This window comes from Bradyrhizobium sp. AC87j1 (genome assembly GCF_002936975.1).
Taxonomy (GTDB): domain Bacteria; phylum Pseudomonadota; class Alphaproteobacteria; order Rhizobiales; family Xanthobacteraceae; genus Bradyrhizobium; species Bradyrhizobium shewense.
Map to the genome: position 1 here is coordinate 1 of NZ_PTFE01000124.1, position 18,426 is coordinate 18,426.

Annotated in this window: 13 protein-coding genes and 4 pseudogenes; 9 read left to right on the forward strand and 8 right to left on the reverse strand. The window is 55.5% G+C overall.

Going from position 1 to position 18,426, the window contains the following annotated elements; translation table 11 throughout:
• Positions 1–206 precede the first annotated feature (206 nt).
• Positions 207–2,219, reverse strand: coding sequence for an ATP-binding protein (locus CV770_RS36285; protein WP_104465757.1), 2,013 nt, complete (start codon positions 2,217–2,219; stop codon positions 207–209).
• A 330-nt stretch (positions 2,220–2,549) separates the two neighbouring features.
• Between CV770_RS36285 and CV770_RS36290 the strand changes: the two genes are divergently transcribed.
• The 3 genes from CV770_RS36290 to CV770_RS36300 are packed head-to-tail and all read left to right on the forward strand — an operon-like array spanning position 2,550 to position 5,615.
• On the forward strand, positions 2,550–3,530 hold the full coding sequence (locus tag CV770_RS36290) for a PP2C family protein-serine/threonine phosphatase (RefSeq protein ID WP_146101421.1): 981 nt from the start codon (positions 2,550–2,552) through the stop codon (positions 3,528–3,530).
• On the forward strand, positions 3,514–4,557 hold the full coding sequence (locus tag CV770_RS36295; protein ID WP_161500070.1) for a serine/threonine protein kinase: 1,044 nt from the start codon (positions 3,514–3,516) through the stop codon (positions 4,555–4,557). The genes CV770_RS36290 and CV770_RS36295 overlap by 17 nt, the downstream gene beginning before the upstream one ends.
• Complete coding sequence (locus tag CV770_RS36300) at positions 4,554–5,615, forward strand: serine/threonine-protein kinase (protein WP_104465760.1); 1,062 nt, start codon at positions 4,554–4,556, stop codon at positions 5,613–5,615. The genes CV770_RS36295 and CV770_RS36300 overlap by 4 nt, the downstream gene beginning before the upstream one ends.
• 65 nt (positions 5,616–5,680) lie before the next feature.
• On the opposite strand, the gene CV770_RS36305 is transcribed toward CV770_RS36300, so the two are convergent.
• The 3 genes from CV770_RS36305 to CV770_RS36315 form a co-directional block, all read right to left on the reverse strand.
• Positions 5,681–6,442: a DUF2971 domain-containing protein gene (locus CV770_RS36305; protein ID WP_146101422.1), complete on the reverse strand. Its 762-nt coding sequence runs from the start codon at positions 6,440–6,442 to the stop codon at positions 5,681–5,683.
• A gap of 805 nt (positions 6,443–7,247) precedes the next feature.
• Positions 7,248–7,649, reverse strand: coding sequence for a hypothetical protein (locus tag CV770_RS41890; RefSeq protein WP_146101423.1), 402 nt, complete (start codon positions 7,647–7,649; stop codon positions 7,248–7,250).
• Positions 7,650–8,216: 567 nt separating this feature from the next.
• Positions 8,217–9,398: a type IV secretory system conjugative DNA transfer family protein gene (locus tag CV770_RS36315; RefSeq protein ID WP_104465763.1), complete on the reverse strand. Its 1,182-nt coding sequence runs from the start codon at positions 9,396–9,398 to the stop codon at positions 8,217–8,219.
• A 321-nt stretch (positions 9,399–9,719) separates the two neighbouring features.
• Between CV770_RS36315 and CV770_RS36320 the strand changes: the two genes are divergently transcribed.
• Both CV770_RS36320 and CV770_RS36325 read left to right on the forward strand, forming a co-directional pair.
• Positions 9,720–9,962, forward strand: coding sequence for a hypothetical protein (locus CV770_RS36320; RefSeq protein WP_104465764.1), 243 nt, complete (start codon positions 9,720–9,722; stop codon positions 9,960–9,962).
• A 155-nt stretch (positions 9,963–10,117) separates the two neighbouring features.
• Complete coding sequence (locus CV770_RS36325; protein ID WP_104465765.1) at positions 10,118–10,435, forward strand: DUF3768 domain-containing protein; 318 nt, start codon at positions 10,118–10,120, stop codon at positions 10,433–10,435.
• Positions 10,436–11,280: 845 nt separating this feature from the next.
• Here the strand turns inward: CV770_RS36325 and CV770_RS36330 are convergent.
• A pseudogene (locus CV770_RS36330) lies at positions 11,281–11,448 on the reverse strand (IS3 family transposase); the annotation flags it as partial.
• A 120-nt stretch (positions 11,449–11,568) separates the two neighbouring features.
• On the opposite strand from CV770_RS36330, the gene CV770_RS43615 reads away from it, so the two are divergent.
• Both CV770_RS43615 and CV770_RS36340 read left to right on the forward strand, forming a co-directional pair.
• Complete coding sequence (locus tag CV770_RS43615; RefSeq protein ID WP_245453954.1) at positions 11,569–11,820, forward strand: helix-turn-helix domain-containing protein; 252 nt, start codon at positions 11,569–11,571, stop codon at positions 11,818–11,820.
• 17 nt (positions 11,821–11,837) lie between these two features.
• Positions 11,838–12,965 carry a tyrosine-type recombinase/integrase gene (locus CV770_RS36340; RefSeq protein ID WP_161500072.1) on the forward strand — a complete coding sequence of 376 codons (1,128 nt, stop codon included), beginning with the start codon at positions 11,838–11,840 and terminating at the stop codon, positions 12,963–12,965.
• Positions 12,966–13,769: 804 nt separating this feature from the next.
• Here CV770_RS36340 and CV770_RS36345 read toward each other — a convergent pair.
• Together CV770_RS36345 and CV770_RS36350 are read right to left on the reverse strand one after the other, a co-directional pair.
• Positions 13,770–14,600 (reverse strand): nodulate formation efficiency C protein, encoded by an 831-nt coding sequence (locus tag CV770_RS36345; protein ID WP_104465767.1) that lies wholly within the window; start codon positions 14,598–14,600, stop codon positions 13,770–13,772.
• 140 nt (positions 14,601–14,740) lie between these two features.
• Complete coding sequence (locus tag CV770_RS36350; protein ID WP_146101424.1) at positions 14,741–15,559, reverse strand: hypothetical protein; 819 nt, start codon at positions 15,557–15,559, stop codon at positions 14,741–14,743.
• Positions 15,560–16,062: 503 nt separating this feature from the next.
• On the opposite strand from CV770_RS36350, the pseudogene CV770_RS36355 reads away from it, so the two are divergent.
• A pseudogene (locus tag CV770_RS36355) lies at positions 16,063–16,308 on the forward strand (transposase); the annotation flags it as partial.
• A gap of 237 nt (positions 16,309–16,545) precedes the next feature.
• Here the strand turns inward: CV770_RS36355 and CV770_RS36360 are convergent.
• Positions 16,546–17,596 (reverse strand): annotated as a pseudogene (locus CV770_RS36360) (IS110 family RNA-guided transposase).
• A 73-nt stretch (positions 17,597–17,669) separates the two neighbouring features.
• Between CV770_RS36360 and CV770_RS36365 the strand changes: the two are divergent.
• Positions 17,670–18,325 (forward strand): annotated as a pseudogene (locus CV770_RS36365) (DDE-type integrase/transposase/recombinase); the annotation flags it as partial.
• Between the last annotated feature and the right edge of the window lie 101 nt (positions 18,326–18,426).

Below are 18,426 nucleotides of genomic sequence, written 5' to 3' on the forward strand. Positions count from 1 at the left end.
GCCGGCTACAACTTCGGCCTGCTCCTGCGGTGGCTCGCAGAACTCTTGCGTGCCATTATCCGGGCGTTCACCGAAACTGTCCCTGCCCAAAAGATCGCTTAAATCAGCGCTCTCCCGCCTTCTTCACGGACGACTGTGTACGGATTTCTCACGACGTTGCGTATCTGGACCCGTACAGCGGGGTGCTCTCTCTTCCCCATAGTTTCCTACTGATGTTTGTCGGCTGCCTTCGACCCTCGTGGTTGCCTAGAAAATCTAGAGGCCACCGGGCGATCTTCCTTCAAAACCGACGCACGAAGAGCCGCGATCTTCGAATCGATTTCCTCGGCAGACACTTCGACCCGCAGTTTGTCCTGAATGAAATGGAGCCGCGCGTCGCAATCGCGAATGAGCTCAGCCCAGGTTTTGACCCACACTTCAGAGTTTGCCGACTTCAGGAATAGGCCAGTTGGCCGGTCTTTTTGCGTTATTCTGTGGGCGATGGAAGAATCATATTCTCCCGTAACAAGAAAGAACGTCCACTGTGTATCCGTGTGAGAGTAGTCTGGCTGAGTCATCAGCGCATTTACATAGTCTTCTAATTGGTCCAGCTCCGCCCGCCCAACTCTTAGGGACGGCCGCTTCAATTCTATCACCATGAACTCGCGCTTGGTTTGATCAGGGTGCGGCACTACTCGTCCCAAGAAATTATCTAGCCGGGCGGAGGCCCCGTCTGCTTTCCTGACCCGCTTTTTCGGAAGCTTGCTGCCAAGCTCTTGCGATACTCGCTCCATTACGCGCGTGAGCCCTATCTCCGACAACGCTATATGAAACCGCTCTCCGAACATCCATGTATTATCTCGAATGACGACATCGAGTTCGCCGCGCTCCCTGGTGGTGTGTCGATAGTCGGAATTGAAAACCATCCCCTTCAGGACCTCCAACGCCACCACGCGGTCCGCGATCAAACTAGAAGCAGTAATGATATTTCCGAGCTGGGTCTTTTCTAGGAGAGAAGAGAACTCGTCCTGTCTCGTCTTCGGCAGGTTCACGACCGCACGCAAAATTGTGGATAGGGAATCAGGATTGTGCCTGATGGCCTCTTTGAGGAAGGTGAGCGTCATTTTCCTCAGCGAGGTGTCGGCTCTGGTAAAATCTCTCGAATAGGAAGACACCGCGTAAGTAGCGATTTCGAAAACCTGACGTTCTTTTCTTTCGATTTCGTCTCGCGGCTCTCCGTCGTATGGGTACGCTCCTTCCGCCCTAAGCTCTTCGATGAGACCCTTCGAGCGATCTGCCTGCCTCCGGCGGAAATAATCCGTAAGTGCGTCCCGTATGTAGGTTATTAGGTACGAGAAATCCGGGTCAGTAAGATCGTCCAACTCAAGAAGATTAGCGTCTGCGATCTCTTGGAAGAAAGAGGAATAGGCGTAGGCCGAATATTCAAATCCCGGTGCAACCACGTTGGCAGGCTGCGAACCAAGTACAATCCCGTTCTCGCCTCCCAAATGTATGCGGCGGCTCTCTACGTGCGAATTCCACTCAACTACTGAAATCGTCAAATCACGGACTGTACGATGAGGGCAGACGATCGTCTCAGTTGGAAAATCGTAGGAAGCGGCAATTGTATCAGCAGGCCGTATCTTCTCGCCATTATACGAGATCGAAACGGATGGATATCGCAGGAGGTACGGAGCGAAGACTGTACTTAGCTGCAAGAAGGCGTCCCTTGATGCAAGCCAGTCAAACGTTTCCTTCAGATTGGAGAGCACCACACGTGTAGCCGTGTGATCTTCCGAGGGCGGCAGCACGTCTGAGACCGCCGCGTGTCCGAGGGTATCCGAGCGGATTTCAATACGGAGATCAGATAGCTTTCCATCGGCCTCGAACGTCGAATGCCAAACCGCGTGTTGCGCCAGCGAATAGAAACGGAGTCTACCTCGACCTTCCTTGCCGTGTAGGGCCCGCTGTCCACGTTGACGAGAAGCATCCTTTTTCCATGAGTCACCGAGGTTGGAAAAATCCTTGTTCGCGCGGACAGGCGTTATGCCCACTCCATCGTCGAGAATACTTATTGATTCGATGCCGCCGAGGCTGTTGAACGCAAAGCTAACCACCACATTCGACGCATTGGCATCTAAACCATTCCAGACAAACTCAGAAATCGCCTTTATCGGGTCGCGGGTTTTCGCCACCTTTTCCAGGTGGTCTTGCTGTGCTGTCAGGGTAAGTATTGTCATTGAGACACCTGCCAAAATTCACGAAAATCGTCGAACAGCGTGGCCCGCTACCTTGAGCCGGCACCAGACGCACTTAGGGGCTAGAGTATTTCCTGTGGGAATGGAGACCAGCAAGCGCGGTAGTGGAGGAGCCATGTAATCCCTACAAATGTATGATTCTATTTGGGTTTATTGTATATTGTGGAGCGCGGCCGGTATCCGCCTAGTTCACAATGAACCGTATGCCCATTGCAACTTGTGGGGAAGATGTGATCGACTTTGCAACAACTCTAGCGGGAGAGTGCCATTCCTGATCAATTTGCCCTCCTAGCAGAGTGGATGCGCGGGACCGTGCTTAACCGGTCGCGTCAGACGCTGTTTGACGATAAGGCGATAATTGCGAGCGACGTAGGCGTGCTGCGAACCGAGAATCAGGACCGCGTAGCTGTGCTTCGAGTTTCAGATGGGCCAAGGCCGTTTGTATGCTTCGCCCTCAGCGACGGCATGGGCGGGATGAAGGACGGTGGGCCCTGCGCGACCGTTACGATTGCGGCCTTCTTCTCTTCATTGATCGCTGCATCGGAGATAGAGCCCCAACGCAGACTCTATATGTCGACTAACGTAGCGAATGAGGCGGTCCATAGACAGTGGCAAGGTCGCGGCGGGGCTACGCTATCGGCCATTTTGATTGAAGGCAGCAGTTCCGTTTACGTCTCCAACGTAGGTGACAGCCGGGTTTACGCGCTAGACGCCGAGTGGACAAAGTTGCGCCGTCTAACAGTGGATGACAATCTAAAAGAGGCGTTCGGTGGCGCAGACCGAGGGCTCGTTCAGTTCATTGGCATTGGCAAATCATTGGTTCCCAATATCCAGCATGTGCCTCCAGGGTCAGACTCTTTCTTTATAACTTCGGACGGCGCCCATTATTTCGACGAAAAAATATTCGAGCAGCTGTTAGTTCACGCAACAGAACCGCTCCGCGCCACTGATCGACTGTTGGCACTGGCCCGTTGGTTAGGCGGCCCCGACAATGCATCCGTTGCGGCGCTCACCCTATCGAACCTTATGAATAAGCTCGGCCGGGAAGGCGGCTCGCTCCCTACGGTCTGGAGCGGGCACTCTCAGCTGCATCTGCAACGTCTTGAGACCAAGCCACCCGCGTCAGATTCTCCGCCCAGCCAGCCAGCAACCGAAGAGCAGGACCGACCGGTTACGTCAAAGCCGCGGACCGGAGCCAAGCGAAAGATCCGGCTATCAAAAAAGGCTGCTCAAGGAGATCAGCTCGAAATCAAGATTTCCTCCGATGAGGGTGAGGATGCCGCTGATAGCTAATCGGTATGAGCCGACAGGAAATGCGGCATGGGGAGGAATGGGTGAACTGAACGAGTGCGAGGATAAAAACCTATCTCGCAAAGTGATGCTCAAACGTGTCTTCAAGCAATCTGACCTTCCGCGCCTGTTAGACGAACAAAAGGCACTGATACGTCTGCGTTCGAAGCACGTCGTTCAGTTGTTGGACGTGGTGTCGTTCACGTGGAACGGCCAAGATATACGCTGCCTTGTGCTGGAGCACATCTCCGGCACCGACCTGGACAAGCTCAAGTTCCCTCCAGGTGAGGACTATCAAAAAACATTGTGGCAGATCGCTACAGGAATTTCTGAGATTCACGCTGCGGGAGTAATCCACCGTGACATCAAGCCTCAGAATATACGGCGTGACGGCAACGGAATTATCAAGATTTTTGACTTTGGGTTGGCGAGAGAGGCGGGAAAGGACGATAAGACAAAGAGTATAGCTGGCACCGTAGGGTACATGGCGCCGGAGCTCTTTGGCACAAAGACGATCTCGTTTACATCATCCATCGACTCCTTTGCGTTCGCCCGTACTGCGCTAGCCCTCCTTGGAATTCAGCCGCACAACGAGAAGCCAAAAGCAATTGTGCCTGGGTCAATTATCGCAGCCCAACCCACACTTAATCCAGAGTTGGCACGGACCCTTGAAGCGTGTCTCGATCTTTCTCCAGCAAGCCGCCCTTCCATGTCGGAGGTTGCGAGGCTTTTAGGCCGCGATCTACTCCGCGACAAGCACCGCGCTCGATTGGGAACACAGACAAACGCTCATGAACTGAACGCGTCTAAGCGCACCGTCAATCTGGCTTTCCAAAATCAAGGAAGCCTCTCAATCAGGTATGACGGGTATGAGTTCAAGATTACTGCCCTCACGGGTGATGTTTACGTGAACAATGCGAGAGCGACGGTAGGCATGTCTATGCTGTCAGCGTGCGTTATAACTATCGGCTCTTCAGCGCCAAGGGCCTTCGTTACTTTCGACATATCCAATCCAGAGGTCATGGCATGATTGGGCCCGGGACTGAGCTGGCTTCACGGTATGAGATTATTTCTTACGTAGCCTCTGGCGGCATGCAGGATGTCTATAGGGCGCACGACAAGCTGACAGGTGAGATAGTCGCTCTGAAGACACCGCAAGCTGGGCAAGCGAATAGGAGATTCAAACAGAGTGCGGTCTTGTCCGCGCGGATCAACAATTACAATGTCGCCAAGACGTTTGATTACTTTGAGGTTGGGAACGCATGCTATCTCATTGAGGAGTACGTTGAAGGTACGACTTTAGAAGCCGCGACCCTGGAGGTCTTTCCTCAAATTGATCCGCACTTGGCGGCTTATTTGATGCTCCGAATTTCTAAGGGGTTAGCAGCATCGCATCATGCTCAGGTAGCGCACCGCGACCTAAAGCCTAGCAACATCCTCGTGGGCGCGGGCTTCTCTTCCGTCAAAATAACGGATTTCGGCATTGCGACCCTGGCGGATGAACTCTTTGAGGAAGTCGCAAAGAGCGGAGACTTGACACGTTCGACATCTGGAACAGTCAAGGGTGCCCTACCGTATATGGCTCCCGAGATGATTTTTCGAAAGCCGGGAGATCATGTCGGAAGCGAAGCTGATATCTGGTCCCTTGGAGCGCTCATGTTCCGACTAATGACCGGAGTCTATCCCTTCGGAGAGGGCATGATGGTGCCGGTAAACGTTGAAAAGAGGCAACCGCTCGTTTGGCCTAATTTCCTGACTGGAAAAGCGCAGTTCGCGCCACTTTCAAATTCGCTCACCGCTATCGTTGAGAAATGTCTCGTCCACGACAAGACCCAGAGACCGCTAGCGACCGACCTTGTGCACTCTTGCGAGGAGTTGTGCTTCCATTTTTCGCCGCGTGAGTTCGGACTCGTTAGCGAGGTAAAGTGGTCAACCGGCTTCGTGAGGTCGTCGAGCGGAGAGAAAATCTTTTTTCACAAGGACAGTCTGTACGGTTCTTTGAGGGCTCAGGTTGGAAGCAAGGTAGTTTTCAGCGCCCATCAAGGCTCTCCCTTCCCTCGTGCACATCCCATCGTTGTTTGCCAGTAGATCACCCCAGTCGAGTCCTTTCTCTCTGCGAAGGGCGATGGGGGCGGCGCAAGGTTTTTCGTGGGTTAAGCGGAGTGCTCCCGAATCGGGGGCACGCTCGGCTCCAGAGGAACAATATTGAAGGACTTCAACGCCAGCTTGGCCTTGAAAGTCGTAACCTCGTTTCTCTGGTAGTGCTTATCAACAATCTTCCGCAGCCTCTCGGACAGCAAGGAAGACTGCGCACCGATAATAACTTCGGCTAATTGAAGCTCGTCGTCGAATGGGAGGAAATGCAATGTTCCCTCTTCGGTGCAGTTCTTGAGCGGCACAAGGATGCGATGCTCGTTTTCGTACCCCCAGCTTGCGAATTTGGTTTCAACAATTGCATCTTCTAGCGCCTCGTGGACCGGGCCGCCCGAAAACTCAGTCATTCTATTGGTGACGTAATTCACCTTTCGCAAGATGTCGCGCTTAACATTGAAGCCTAAGCAGATTCCAGTGTGCCTGGCGCCATAATGCGTCCACAGTACCGGATCTACCCAGTCGCCACTGAAGCAAACGACGCCGTTCTTTTGGTCGAACTCACGTTTGAACGTGCTCATTGACTTGCGAAGCACTGAGTTCGCAAACTTCGGCGCCAATAATTCGAACGGATCATTCAGCTGGCTGAAGCGTGCCACCTTAATGCGGCCAAAGACGATATTGCTGAGCGCGTATTCCGCTGAGGTGATGTAGTAAACGCGCTGATACTCTTGATCCGGCGGGGCGGTGACGGCAGCACTGCCCATTTTAGAGTGGTAAGGCTTTTCCGCCCAAAATCGGCGGAGGTGATTGTTCAAAGGCATCGCCAAAAAATCCAAACCCTACATGGCTCCAGGTAGCCCTTCAGTGTTCGCTAATCAAATCACAGGGGAGGGCTGCCTGCCAGCCTCCGTGAAAAGTCGCGGTCCATCGCTACTAGTCCAGCATTTGGACAAAAGCTTCCACGATGACCTGTGACGCCCCCCGGCCGGAATAGTTTGCAGGGTGTCGAATCTGAGACGTGACCTCGTAGCGACGGCTCGTTGCTTTCCCCCTTACCCCCTGCCAACTGGCAAAGGTCCTCAGCACACAGCGCCGAGAGGCTTGTGCCACGGCTCCTCTCGGTCACCCGCACGAGAGCGAGGGCTGCGCCTTTAGATGCTGAGTCGTTTTGACTCACCTTCTGTGTCTTGGTGAGAGATTCCATGGCCGCTAACAATGGTGTCAACGGATGTTGGCTAAGTTGCTTTCTTGGTAGCGAGAGCGGAGGACATGAAGGCGACCGGCGGAGGGGGATGTCCCGATCGGTGTTGAACTACGTCGGGCCGACGTTGCCGGAATGAATGTTAGGCGGCCCTCGTGACGTGGGCAACGGGCTTGATCGTCATGCGATCGCAGTGAGCTAGTGAGCTTGAAGGGCCGCACGCAGAACCGACAGTTGCTTATGCGCCTTCAATCGTCGCGTCGGTAGCCGAGAGCCTTGCTGATCACGGCTTCTTCAAAGCCAACCACTCAATAAACCTCGTGTCCGGAACGCGCCTCGAAATAAGCGAGGCGAAGGACCTGGAGGCCCTCATCTCCAAGGAAAAAGAGGGGATCACAAACGACGCAACGCTCAGAAAGAAGTTTTCAGAAATTGAAAAGCTGATCCAAAAGAATGCCACGGCGCGCGACTCCCAATCGTACATTGAGCAGCGCGAAGAGCTGTTGGCCAATCTCGCAAACGTTGACGCCTTTAACGCTGCCCGATGGTGGCGGCTCTGTTTTGTCGGACGTCTTCACTGCCGCCAACGAATGACTCGACGCGACGGAAGGTATGAACTTCGAGAATAAAGTCGTCTTGTCGATAGCCACGCGAATTGCCGCGGAACAATTCATGGCCGAACGAATAAAGGATGAGAAGCTGCTCGCTGCATAACTTCGGCCCACCCCCCTAAGCTGCTCAGAGAGTACAAAAAGCAGTTCTGGACGGAAATCGCCAACATTGCGATCATTGAACTCGGGATGTTGATGACCCCGGAGAACATCCATTTGAATTCGTTCATGTATGAGCCTATCATCGACGTGTCCGACGATCATCTTCGAAGGCTATATCAGGAGGTTGAGACGCTCAGTTGTGGCGGCTAGCTTTTGGCTTTCTCTTGGAGTGGCTGTGAAACGCCCGCCTTTTTGCTCGAATAGTCGCGGGGGTTAGTTGCCGGCTTTCTTTCAACACGCGGCGTTCGGCCTGTTCGCAACAACTTCCATAGCCATACCTATTCCTACCACGGAATCCACCCCACACAGTGCAAGGAGGTGCGCTTCATGCGACAATCTCATCAAGCTGGCAGTGCACCGAACACTCCCCGGCGATACCAGCGAAGTTGAAGCGATCGGCAATGCCGAACTGGTTGGTTGACCGCCACTGAGGCGCCAGCATGCGCTGCCTTGGCAAGCCCTTAGACGCCCCTGCAGACACCCCCTGACGCCGTGTCCAAGCCACTGACCCAGGGAATAAAGCGCCGAATTAACAGCGATGCCAAGGGTTTACGTCTTCCTTCCTCCGGGCCAATTCCAACACGACCGTCTACGAGCGAGCTCCTCGCCGTCCTCTGAGGCTCACCGCCTCATCGGAGGCAGCGTGGTCGCGCTGAAAGCCGCCGAGGGGACTCCATCGATCATAAGCTTTATGTAGATACGATAGTTGGGCAACTGCAACAGATCGACTTCATTAAATCGGCCTTGAAATTCCCGCGCCAGGTATGTCGCATCCTCTGAACCAACCCTAAAGGAAATGACCGTACCGGCGTTTCCGAGAACGGCATGACGAACGTCTGGTTCAAGCTGATGAAGGTATTGGTGGGCGACTGTAAAGCCGACCCGATACTTGCGAAGCTCTGAAAACATATTCGCCATGGCGAGCGTCGTAAAGTTTTGAAACTCGTCAACGTAGACAAAGAAGGGACGCCGTTCATACTCTGGTAGGTCGGCGCGACTAAACGCAGCAAGCCCGAGTGTCGTGACCAGCAATCCGCCCAGGAGCGACGAGCTATCCTCACCGATTTGTCCTTTGGCCAGGTTCACCAGTAGTACTTTGCGCTCATCCATGATTTGCCGCACGTGGAGATCATGCTGGGGAGCAGTTAGAAGTCTGTTGAGTAATGGATCTGAAAGGAAGGCGCCCACTTTGTTCTGGATCGGCGCTGTGCTGTCGGCACGGTAGCCAAACGAGAAACGCTCAAACTCTTTTATGAAGAACGCCCGGACCGTCTCATTCTTCAAGTGTCGCGCAATCTCGACGCGGAACTTTCGGTCCGAAAGGATGCGGAGCACGTCGTGCATCGTGGCGTGCGGTTGCTCGAGCAGCGCCATCAACACATTTCGCAAAATGTGCTCCATGCGAACTCCCCATGCATCCGGCCACATTTTTTTGAACACTTCGATGAAGCCAGAAGCGGCGAGCGCGATCCGATCTTCACGGACATGCCGCAGGGGATTGTACCCATACGGCTGCGAGGGATCGCACGCGTTCAAGTAGATTACGTCTGATGCGCGCCTCGTCGAAACTTGAGCTGCGACGCGCTCCACCAAGTCGCCGTGAGGGTCGATAAGAGCGATTCCACGTCCGCGCTCAATGTCCTGGAGCGCCATCGTCTCGATTAACGTCGACTTTCCGGTACCCGTCTTGCCGATGATGTAAACGTGCGAGAAGCGGTCTTCGTCCTTGATCCCAAAGGTGCAATTGTCGTTGCGATAATCGGTGCGAGCAAAGCGCGTTACTCCGGGTGACATGAGCGACATTTTCGCTCTCCACGCACACTTACAGAGAGGGTGTAATGCCTTCCTAAGTCACGTCGGCCTGGTGACCCAGGAGCACGATTTCGCCTCTCCACTCAATTGGCGTTAGCCGCGAAAATCGTTGCAGATTTGATCTTTCACGTTCCGCCCTGCGATCCGGGACCTGCATGCGTGTCCGGGTTTCGGTGGCGAGGCGGAGGCATCGCGACGAGCGTCCATACGATCGATTGAGCATATCTTCTAATTTCGCTCAGTAGTGGACGCACGCTCCGCCTCGCGAACGAGCACCCGAATGGGTCGGATGCTCGTAGCGAGGAGGACACGATGTCCAACATTTCTCTTGCCCAGAGAGTTCAAAAGCTGGTGACGCTTTGCGATCAGAGGGGCTTCCAAGACCTGGACGATCTTCTGTTGGCAGCTCTCCTGAAAGATGCGAGCCCGGCGATCTGCATGACGGCGGGGTGCAACAACACCGCCGACATGGAGCCCGATCAGGACCAGGGCTTCTGCGAGGCATGTGGTGGCAAGACAATCGTCTCGGCACTTGTGCTCGCCGGCTTGATCTAGGAGGCCGACGATGCTGGTTCGTAACTACTATCACCGCGCGGAATTAAACCGCGAGTGGAGCAACGTGTGGTCCGCACAATGGGACGATGACTGTCCATACATTGGCGCTCGTCACATGACGCTCTACAGGAGCGAGGGCGCGGAGGAGTGCAAGGATGAATAGTATCGCTCTCCTCAACGACACCTTCCGACGCACGTTCTGCGGCGGCAAGGTAAGGATGACAATCGGAGTCGCCGAGCTACCCGACTGCGTAAAGGCCGAGGCGCTCCGTCAGGTCGCGGATTTCTCCGGGTTTACAAAGGAAAACGATCCTCATGGCGAGCACGACTTCGGAAGCTTCGACCTGGTGGGTCGAAAGTTCTTCTGGAAGATCGACTACTACGACAGGAAGATGCAGCACGGCTCCGAAGATCCAAGCGACTCGGAAAGGACATTGCGTGTCCTCACGCTGATGCTGGCAAGCGAGTACTGAACAGAGCAAGAAATGACCGCCTCCCGTCCAGACGCTGCGGAAGAATGCTCCAGCAGGACGAGCTCCGTTGCGGGGAACATCGGAAGGCCTGCCGAACCCTCAGGGTTAAGTGCGCGATCAGTGCGGATTTGCCTTGGACACTGCTTGTCCAGCCCTCGCCAACGGCGAGGGCTTTTTATGGATCCTGAACGGTGGTAAGTACGCTGCCCTAGCATTGGTTGCGTTCAGATAACATGACTCCGAGGCGCATTTGTCTAGCGCGCGCGATATGGAGATGACACCGAACTGATCTCTTTTTCCGGGGGGGGGCGGAGTGGCGCACATGGGATCTGCATGTCCATAGCCCCGCGTCAAACAATTTCAGCGGCGATTGGCCGGCATTTGTCATTCAGCTCGGAACTCCGGCCGGCGTTACTAGGATCCCCGGTATCGTATGTCCGAACACAAACGCGGAGCCCTGCTTACCATCGAGCCGGCCTTCCCGGCTCTTACGCTATAGCTCCGCTCGCCAAAAACTCGTTCAGCAAGTGCTGTTTGATCCTTGCGGCCTCACGCTCCCCCTGTGAGGCAAGCCAAAGGATGCGTTCCGCGATCTCCAGCGCAGAGCGTTGCCTCTGCTCGATGAACGTGGAGCTAGCAAGCACTTCATCGAGAACGTTGCGGAGCATCTGCGCCGTAGCAGTGTCGTAGCCCATGCGCGAATACCCATCCCGACAAATCGCTGAGCAAAAAACATTGCGCGTCACTCCGACCAGCAGCGGCAATTTGTCGGACCAAACTACGTAGCACGCTTTGATTGCGGATTTATGACATTTAGTGCTCTGGTTGCGTAAGATGATACCGCAGCCGAAACGGCGACGCACCTCGGCGATTGCCCTCATGCGTTGGCGAAGGCCGGCATCATCCGCGCGGGCCGCCTTGTATCTCATCGTCATGCGGCGACAGCCGACGGCTTTACACGCCCGCCCTTGGTCCATTCCGAAGAGATGGGCGACAGCTTTCCGCTTGGCAGCGGAAGCCCGCCCAAGATGTCGCGGACGTCTCCTGTGGTCACGGCTCCGCGCCTGGCCGTCGTTCCAGTCGGCGCGCAACATGTGCATATGCTCAAACCTCCTAACAATGGTAGAGTCGAGATGCCAGCCGGCGATGATAATTCGCCGACGCCGTATGGTTCTTTGAAAATTCCCGACTGTTTCGGAGCCGATGCTGAGTTATTGACCACCGCTGAAGTGGCCGAACTACTGAGAATTTCCACTTCTAGCGTGCGACGCCTGCAACAGCGGCGACGCATCTCCTTCCTCAAAGTGGGCGGCAGCATTCGTTTCGCCAAGCACGACGTCATTTCGTATTTGGCGAGGCAGCGGACCGAAACAATCGATAAATAACGAATATGACAGTACGAATGATAAGAAACTCGTGGTGGGTCGATTTCACGGTCAACTCCACACGATATAGAAAACGTAGTCCTGAGAACACAAAGGCCGGTGCGCAGGCGTACGAAGCTACCTTGCGACAAAAGCTAGCACGTGGAGAGCCGATAGATATCGGAGCGCTACGATCGAAGGACCTGACCTTTGCCGAGTTCGCGGTGAAATGGTTTGAGGACTATGTAAGACCGAACAACAAGTATTCTGAGCAACTGTCGAAGAAGTACATTCTATCTTCGTCTCTGCTCCCATTCTTTGGTCGCAAGCCGGTGGGACAAATTAAAGGGCATGACATCGAACGCTATAAAGCTCAGCAGTTTCAGCAGGGATACACAAACAAGACGATCACGAATCGCCTGACGGTGCTCAACAAGTGCTTGCTCACCGCATATGAGTGGTTAGAGCTTGCGGAAGCGCCACCGAAGATCAAATGGCCAAAAAGTGCGTTGCCCGAAATTGATTATCTTTCGCCGGAAGAGTGTGAGTTGCTCCTTTCCCAGGCGAATGGCCTAGTGCGCGAACTGGTTCTGACGGCGCTGCGGACAGGTATGCGGCAAGGAGAACTCAGGGGCCTTCAGTGGTCATCTCTCGATTGGCTCACGCGCACCGTTGCGGTGAGACATTCATACGATGATCGTGGGAAGACGCTCGTCGCCCCAAAGAATAACCGCACGCGGCATATACCGCTCGACATCGACGTGTACACGATGCTGTACAGACGTAAAAAGGATACCGGGTACGTGTTCCGAGGCTCGGAGGGTCGCCCGTTCACTAACTACCGAATGCACTACGCGATTCGCAAACTCTGTAGGAAGGCTGGGTTTAGAACCATCGGCTGGCACACGCTTCGCCATACGTTTGCTTCTCACCTCGCAATGCGCGGAGTGCCACTCCCGGCAATCAAAGAATTGATGGGACACTCCACCATAACGACAACTATGAGATACGCCCATGTGGCGCCGTCCACGCTCCGGACAGCCATCGAAATGCTGAACCCAAAGACCATGATGGCGACGGATTCTGGGCAACCCGCGGGCAACCGGTGGCAAGAGATCCAAAGGAGCGTTGCGCGTCAAAACAACTCTGCGGCAGAATGCGCTTGATTCTAGCGACGAAATCTTAACGTCGCGCGGGAAACACAGATCATTTGTCTTGTGACCCTACGGGGAATCGAACCCTGATCTGCGAGCTTTGATTTGAGCTTGGAAATGGACCAAAAAGAAGGAAAAACTAGAAGTAGAGCCAAGAATCGGAGGCGTTCAATCGTACTCAAGTTAGCCGGGATTAGTCAGACTTTATCACTTTTTGGGCAACCCGTGGGCAACCACGCAGTTATTATTAGCAAAGGCGATACGGCAAAGGTGATGAAGCATAACGTAAAAGCCGCCATATGGCGGCTTTTGCGTTGAGAGACCAAACTGGCGGCCGAGCAAGTGAGCCCTCATCAACCAACGTCAGCGGCGAACGGTCGAAAAGGATCGATGGATGTCAATCGGCCCTTTAATTGCGGGCTGTTGTCAAGCTGCCATTCTTTCTCTCCAGTGGCGCGCCCGGTGGCGATTGCTCCGTCGGAGCTGGGCGGGGTTGCGGAGACGGAGCGATCGCGGTTCGGCGAGACGATCGCCCTGCGGGATTGGATAATCGATGCGCTCTACTATGGCCCAATACTCGATAATGCTCCGCTGTACACAGACGTTAGCGGCTAATCAATTTGAGGTATTGATCACAACAGGCGGGAACGTCAAAGCGCGGCAACCGTGTTGGCCTGCAATCTTGCCTCGCCCAACCGTCCGACAAACTCCACTTGCGCTCGGTTGCCGAGATCGAGACGTGCCGCACGAAGCGCAGACACTTTGAACAGGATACGCCTTTATCATCGTCGACGCTCGACGTATCGACAGCGAACGTCATTTTGACAACACCTTCCTGTCCGCCTCGAACGCTTCCTGATCTTTCGGGCCGGCAAGCTCAAACCAAGAGCCGGGTGCATACGTGGCGATAAGCTTGGCAAAGAACGATTGGGGCTCCCAATTTTGGCCTTCGCGCTTCTCGAAAATGATGACTCCGTCGCGGGTGAAATAACTAGGTCCGGGAACATTGCAGTCGACCGAAAGCTCGACGCGCCAGAGGCCGCCCTTCGCGGTTTGCTGCTCATCTATCATCGGCGAGTAATGCACTCCAACCGGCTCGCCGATAGAACAGCGGCCACGCCGCAGAAGATCGCCTAACTTGCCCTGCGCGGTGGTTACGAAGTTGAAGTTGGCGGGATGATGCAGCAAGTGACGGTTCACGCCGCTTTCGTCGTTTGTCACTTCGTCCGCAATGAGCGAGAGTGCGAACGCCTGCCAGCCCAGTTCCATCGGCTTTGCATACGGCGCCACAATTTTCATTGTGCCATCGGGCGCCACCTCCCACGTGACCGTGTACTCTTCCTTTGTTTTATCGGCCCGGTGTTTGGCCCACGAAAAGATAACTGGCTCGCCCGAGTCGGTCTTTTGACCAACCTCCCATCCCCTGGGGATGAAGTGTGCTACCTTTGAGACCTTAGTGAAGATTTGCTCCGCTGTCTCACCATCCTGTGCTCGCCAGGTTGATTTGACCTTGTCGATAAGCGGATTGTCGCTCGTACGAACACCATCGCTCTTACCGGCCAGCCCACCCGGCAAATTGAACCATACGCCCAGGCAGACACAGAGGCCAAGACCGAGGCAAAACCAAAGCACGCGCCTATCGATCATTTTCCCTTACCCCGCGCATTGGTCCTTATATCAGCGCTGAATTATCCTGGGGAAAGTCGCGAGGCAGCTACCAGGATTGGTTGGCAGTGGCCGGCTAGACTAGAGGCTCCAGTCTCCAGATCCAACTTCGCAAACTGCACCTACCGCAGCTCAACGGAGAAGTCTGGCGCTTCCTTGCCCCTCTCTAGGACGGCCTCCATCCTAGTCACGTAGAAATCCAGCCCTCCAAAGGTGATCTTCTTGTGACCTCCTACAAGCCTAAATGGGGTTGGGGCGCGTAGCTTGACGGGTTTTGGGGTTGCCACATCCAGAACCACGAATGCCGCAGGCTCGGTGATGAATTTGGTCAACTCAAGTGGAAACCACGCCACTTTCGATGGGAAAGTCATTTGAAGGCCGCCGTTTGGAGCAAAGTTAACAGCTGCACCTTTCCCATCGGTACTGTGGAAATATGATCGGAGATAAAGGGTCTCTTGATCATCGTTCATCACAATGATTCCTCGCTGAAGAATTATGCTGCAGGCAACGAAATCCCGCGCATTGGGTACCGGAGGATGTTCGATCAATGTCGAAAATATGTAGTGCCCGCGGTCGATGTACGAGCGGAACACTTTGGCCGGTCCCTCCTCCAGCGCAACTCCGTAGCGTTTGAGCCATTCCGACGCCTCGTTGACGCTTGTCGAAATCTGAGCGTTGGACAGCTCAACATGCTGCACTTCTCGCCGATATTTCTCGGGCAGCTCATTCGGAATTTCGGGGCCAACATGCCGCTCGAATTGTCTGAAGATTTCGTCCTCCGCATAGCGGATTCTGGCGCCCCTAGGGACGGGCCCGATCCACACGTCGACCAGATCTTCTTCGGCGAAAGCGTACGGGGCGTCGCCGCATTTGTAATCCGCATATGTCGGCGTTGCCAAGCTCATTATACCCAGAACGAAAAGACCACAGAACGCGCGCATATCGCTCTCCCTTTCTTAGTCGAATATTGTCCCTCGTAAACCAGAGGCCTGGGCCGCTACAGAAAGCAGGTCGGGGAGGCCCAATCACTGAGTCCCGCAGCTTCAGCGGCGCACACGTAGCAATCGGCGTGCCACGCTTTTGCGAGCCTCGCGTTGAGAACAACACCAATTTCTTCGTGCTGCGGCCGTGAAATCGCCGCCGCTGCTGTTGAGTTCACACCAAGCGTCTTAAATCAGACAGGCGCAAACGCGACAAGACGGCGTGCCCATAGGAGTGATTGCCACAGCTGCTTTCTCGAAGTGCCCTCCCAGGGCGCACTGTTCTCCCACTGGAAGTTCGGGCCGGCATCTCGCTACAGCCGGAAGTACACGCGGCGCGCCAGGAGGCGACAAATAGGTTGAAGCACGGGTATGGTGGGTGCTGATCTGAGGCCGGCAAACTGGACCATTTTTGGCTAGAGTTTTCGCTGCGTAAATCCACCCGGCTGGGAGGAGCGACGACGATGAAGGCCTCAAAGTTTTCGGACGCCCAGAAGGCGTTCATCCTGAAGCAGGGCAGCGAGGGTGCGGTGGCGGAGATCTGCCGCAAGGCCGGGATCAGCCAGGCGACCTACTTCAATTGGAAGAAGAAGTATGACGGGACCGAGATGCGCCGGCTGAAGCAGCTCGAGGAGGAGAACGCCAAGCTGAAGAAGCTGGTCGCCGATCTGTCGCTCGACAAGGAGATGCTGCAGGACGTGATCCGCCGAAATGTATGGTCTGCCCCGCCTGTGCAAGGCTCTTGAGCGATCCGACTTCGACAGTCTGCGTAAATGTATCCGGCCTCTCGCGAGTGGGCTGCGGTTGCAGCCAGGCCATGATGAGATCAGCACGCCGCGTTCCCAGATAGCTAATCGGGCACTGGCCCGTTTTCGGCGAAGGGCTTACGCGGCGCCGATCAACTGTCTCGTCATCAGGACTCGAACCTCGCAGTCTGCTGCCCGGGCCTACGGGAATGCGGGAAGGCGCCGCTCGTAGGTCGAGCCGGGCCGCGTAAGGATGACCCAGGCCACCCGCGCAATCTTTGCAGCCAGGGCCACGGTGACCTCGTTGGTATGCATGCGCTTTTCGAGGCCGGTCAACCACGAACCCAGGCGATCGGAAGTACGGTTCAGATGCATGACGCATGACCTTGCGCCGTGAATCAGCAGCCGTCTGAGGTAGTGATTGCCTCTTTTGCTGATCCCGAGGAGAGTCGTCTTACCACCCGTTGAGTGTTCGCGAGGGACCAACCCAAGCCACGCGGCGAGGTCCTTGGCCCTTCGGAACTGATTAGCATTGCCGGCGCTCGCGACGAATGCCGTCGCCACCAGTGGGCCTATCCCGGGAACAGTCATGAGCCGCCGCGTTCGTTCGTCACTCGCCGCCAAAGCCTCGATTTCACGAGCGATCTCGGCGATGCGGTGTTTCGATGTGTCCGAAGTCCTCGAACAGCCGACGAAGCGTGTGCCTCATCATCGGCGTCAGATCATTGCCCTCGTCGGTCAATACGCGAGGAAAGTCGGCTTTGAATTTGCCGATGCCCTGATGGATTGCGATCCCGTATTCGAGGCAAAATGCCCGCATTTGGCAGACGAGCTGAGTTCGCAGGCCAACCTTCTGATCTCGGATGCGGTGCAGCGCCTGGATGTCGACCTGGGCTTCCGATTTGACCTCAACAAAGCGCATCGCGGGTCGGGTGGCGGCCTCGGCGATCGCTTCCGCATCGATGATATCGTTCTTGTTGGACTTCACGTAGGGCTTCACGAACTGCGCAGGTATCACTCGGACCACGTGCCCGAGCTGTTGTAACTTGCGCGCCAGCCATTGGGAGCCTGGGCAAGCCTCCATCGCGACGGCCGTACGCTGCGCGGCGTCGAAGAACTGCAAAAGTGTGTCGCGGCGGAGCTTTACTTTTTGAATGACTCTACCGCGTGCGTCTGTTGCTACGACATGGAAAACATTCTTTCCGATATCGATGCCGAAGACAGCGGCAGGCTGAGGCTTGTTGCGCAACATTTTTCTGGTCCTTTCTCGGTCGAAAACTCGCCGCGCAGTATGCGCGGGTTCGGCGGGGCAGACCATCCCATTAGCTATGAAGCGTGGCCGGAAGCGCAAGCTGGTCGACGAGGTCCGCAGCGAATGGCAGGTCTCGATCCGCAGGGCCTGTGACGCTCTCGAATTTGACCGCTCGACCTACCACTACAAGTCCCGTCGCTCCGGCCAGGCTGCCCTCGAACAGAAGATCAAGGAGATCTGCCATGTTCGCATCCGCTACGGCTACCGCCGTGTTCACGTCCTGCTGCGTCGTGAAGGCTGGCGCCATGGCCAGAACAAGACGCGGCGCATCTATCGCGAATTGGGCCTGCAATTGCGCAACAGAACGCCCAAGCGCCGGTCAAGGCCAAGCTGCGCGATGATCGCAGGCCGGCGACACGATCGAACGAGACCTGGGCGATGGATTTCGTCCACAATCAACTGGCGACCGGACACAAATTGCGCGTGCTCACGATCGTCGATATTTTCTCCCGCTTCTCACCGATGCTGGCGCCACGGTTCAGCTTCGCGGCACCGATGTCGCGGCGATACTGGAACGGGCCTGCAAGGACGTGGGATTCCCGGTGACGACTCCGCGCCGATCAAGGCAGCGAGTTCGTGTCGCGCGATCTTGACCTGTGGGCCTACCAGCGCGGCGTCACGCTGGACTTCTCTCGGCCGGGCAAGCCGACCGACACGGATGTTGTAGACAAGCCCTATGTCGCAGAAGCCTTGCTTCGTCGGGGTCGCGGCTTTGCCCGCCACCGGGACGTGAACCTCGTGTACTCCTTCTCGGCGGATTCCACGCGTGC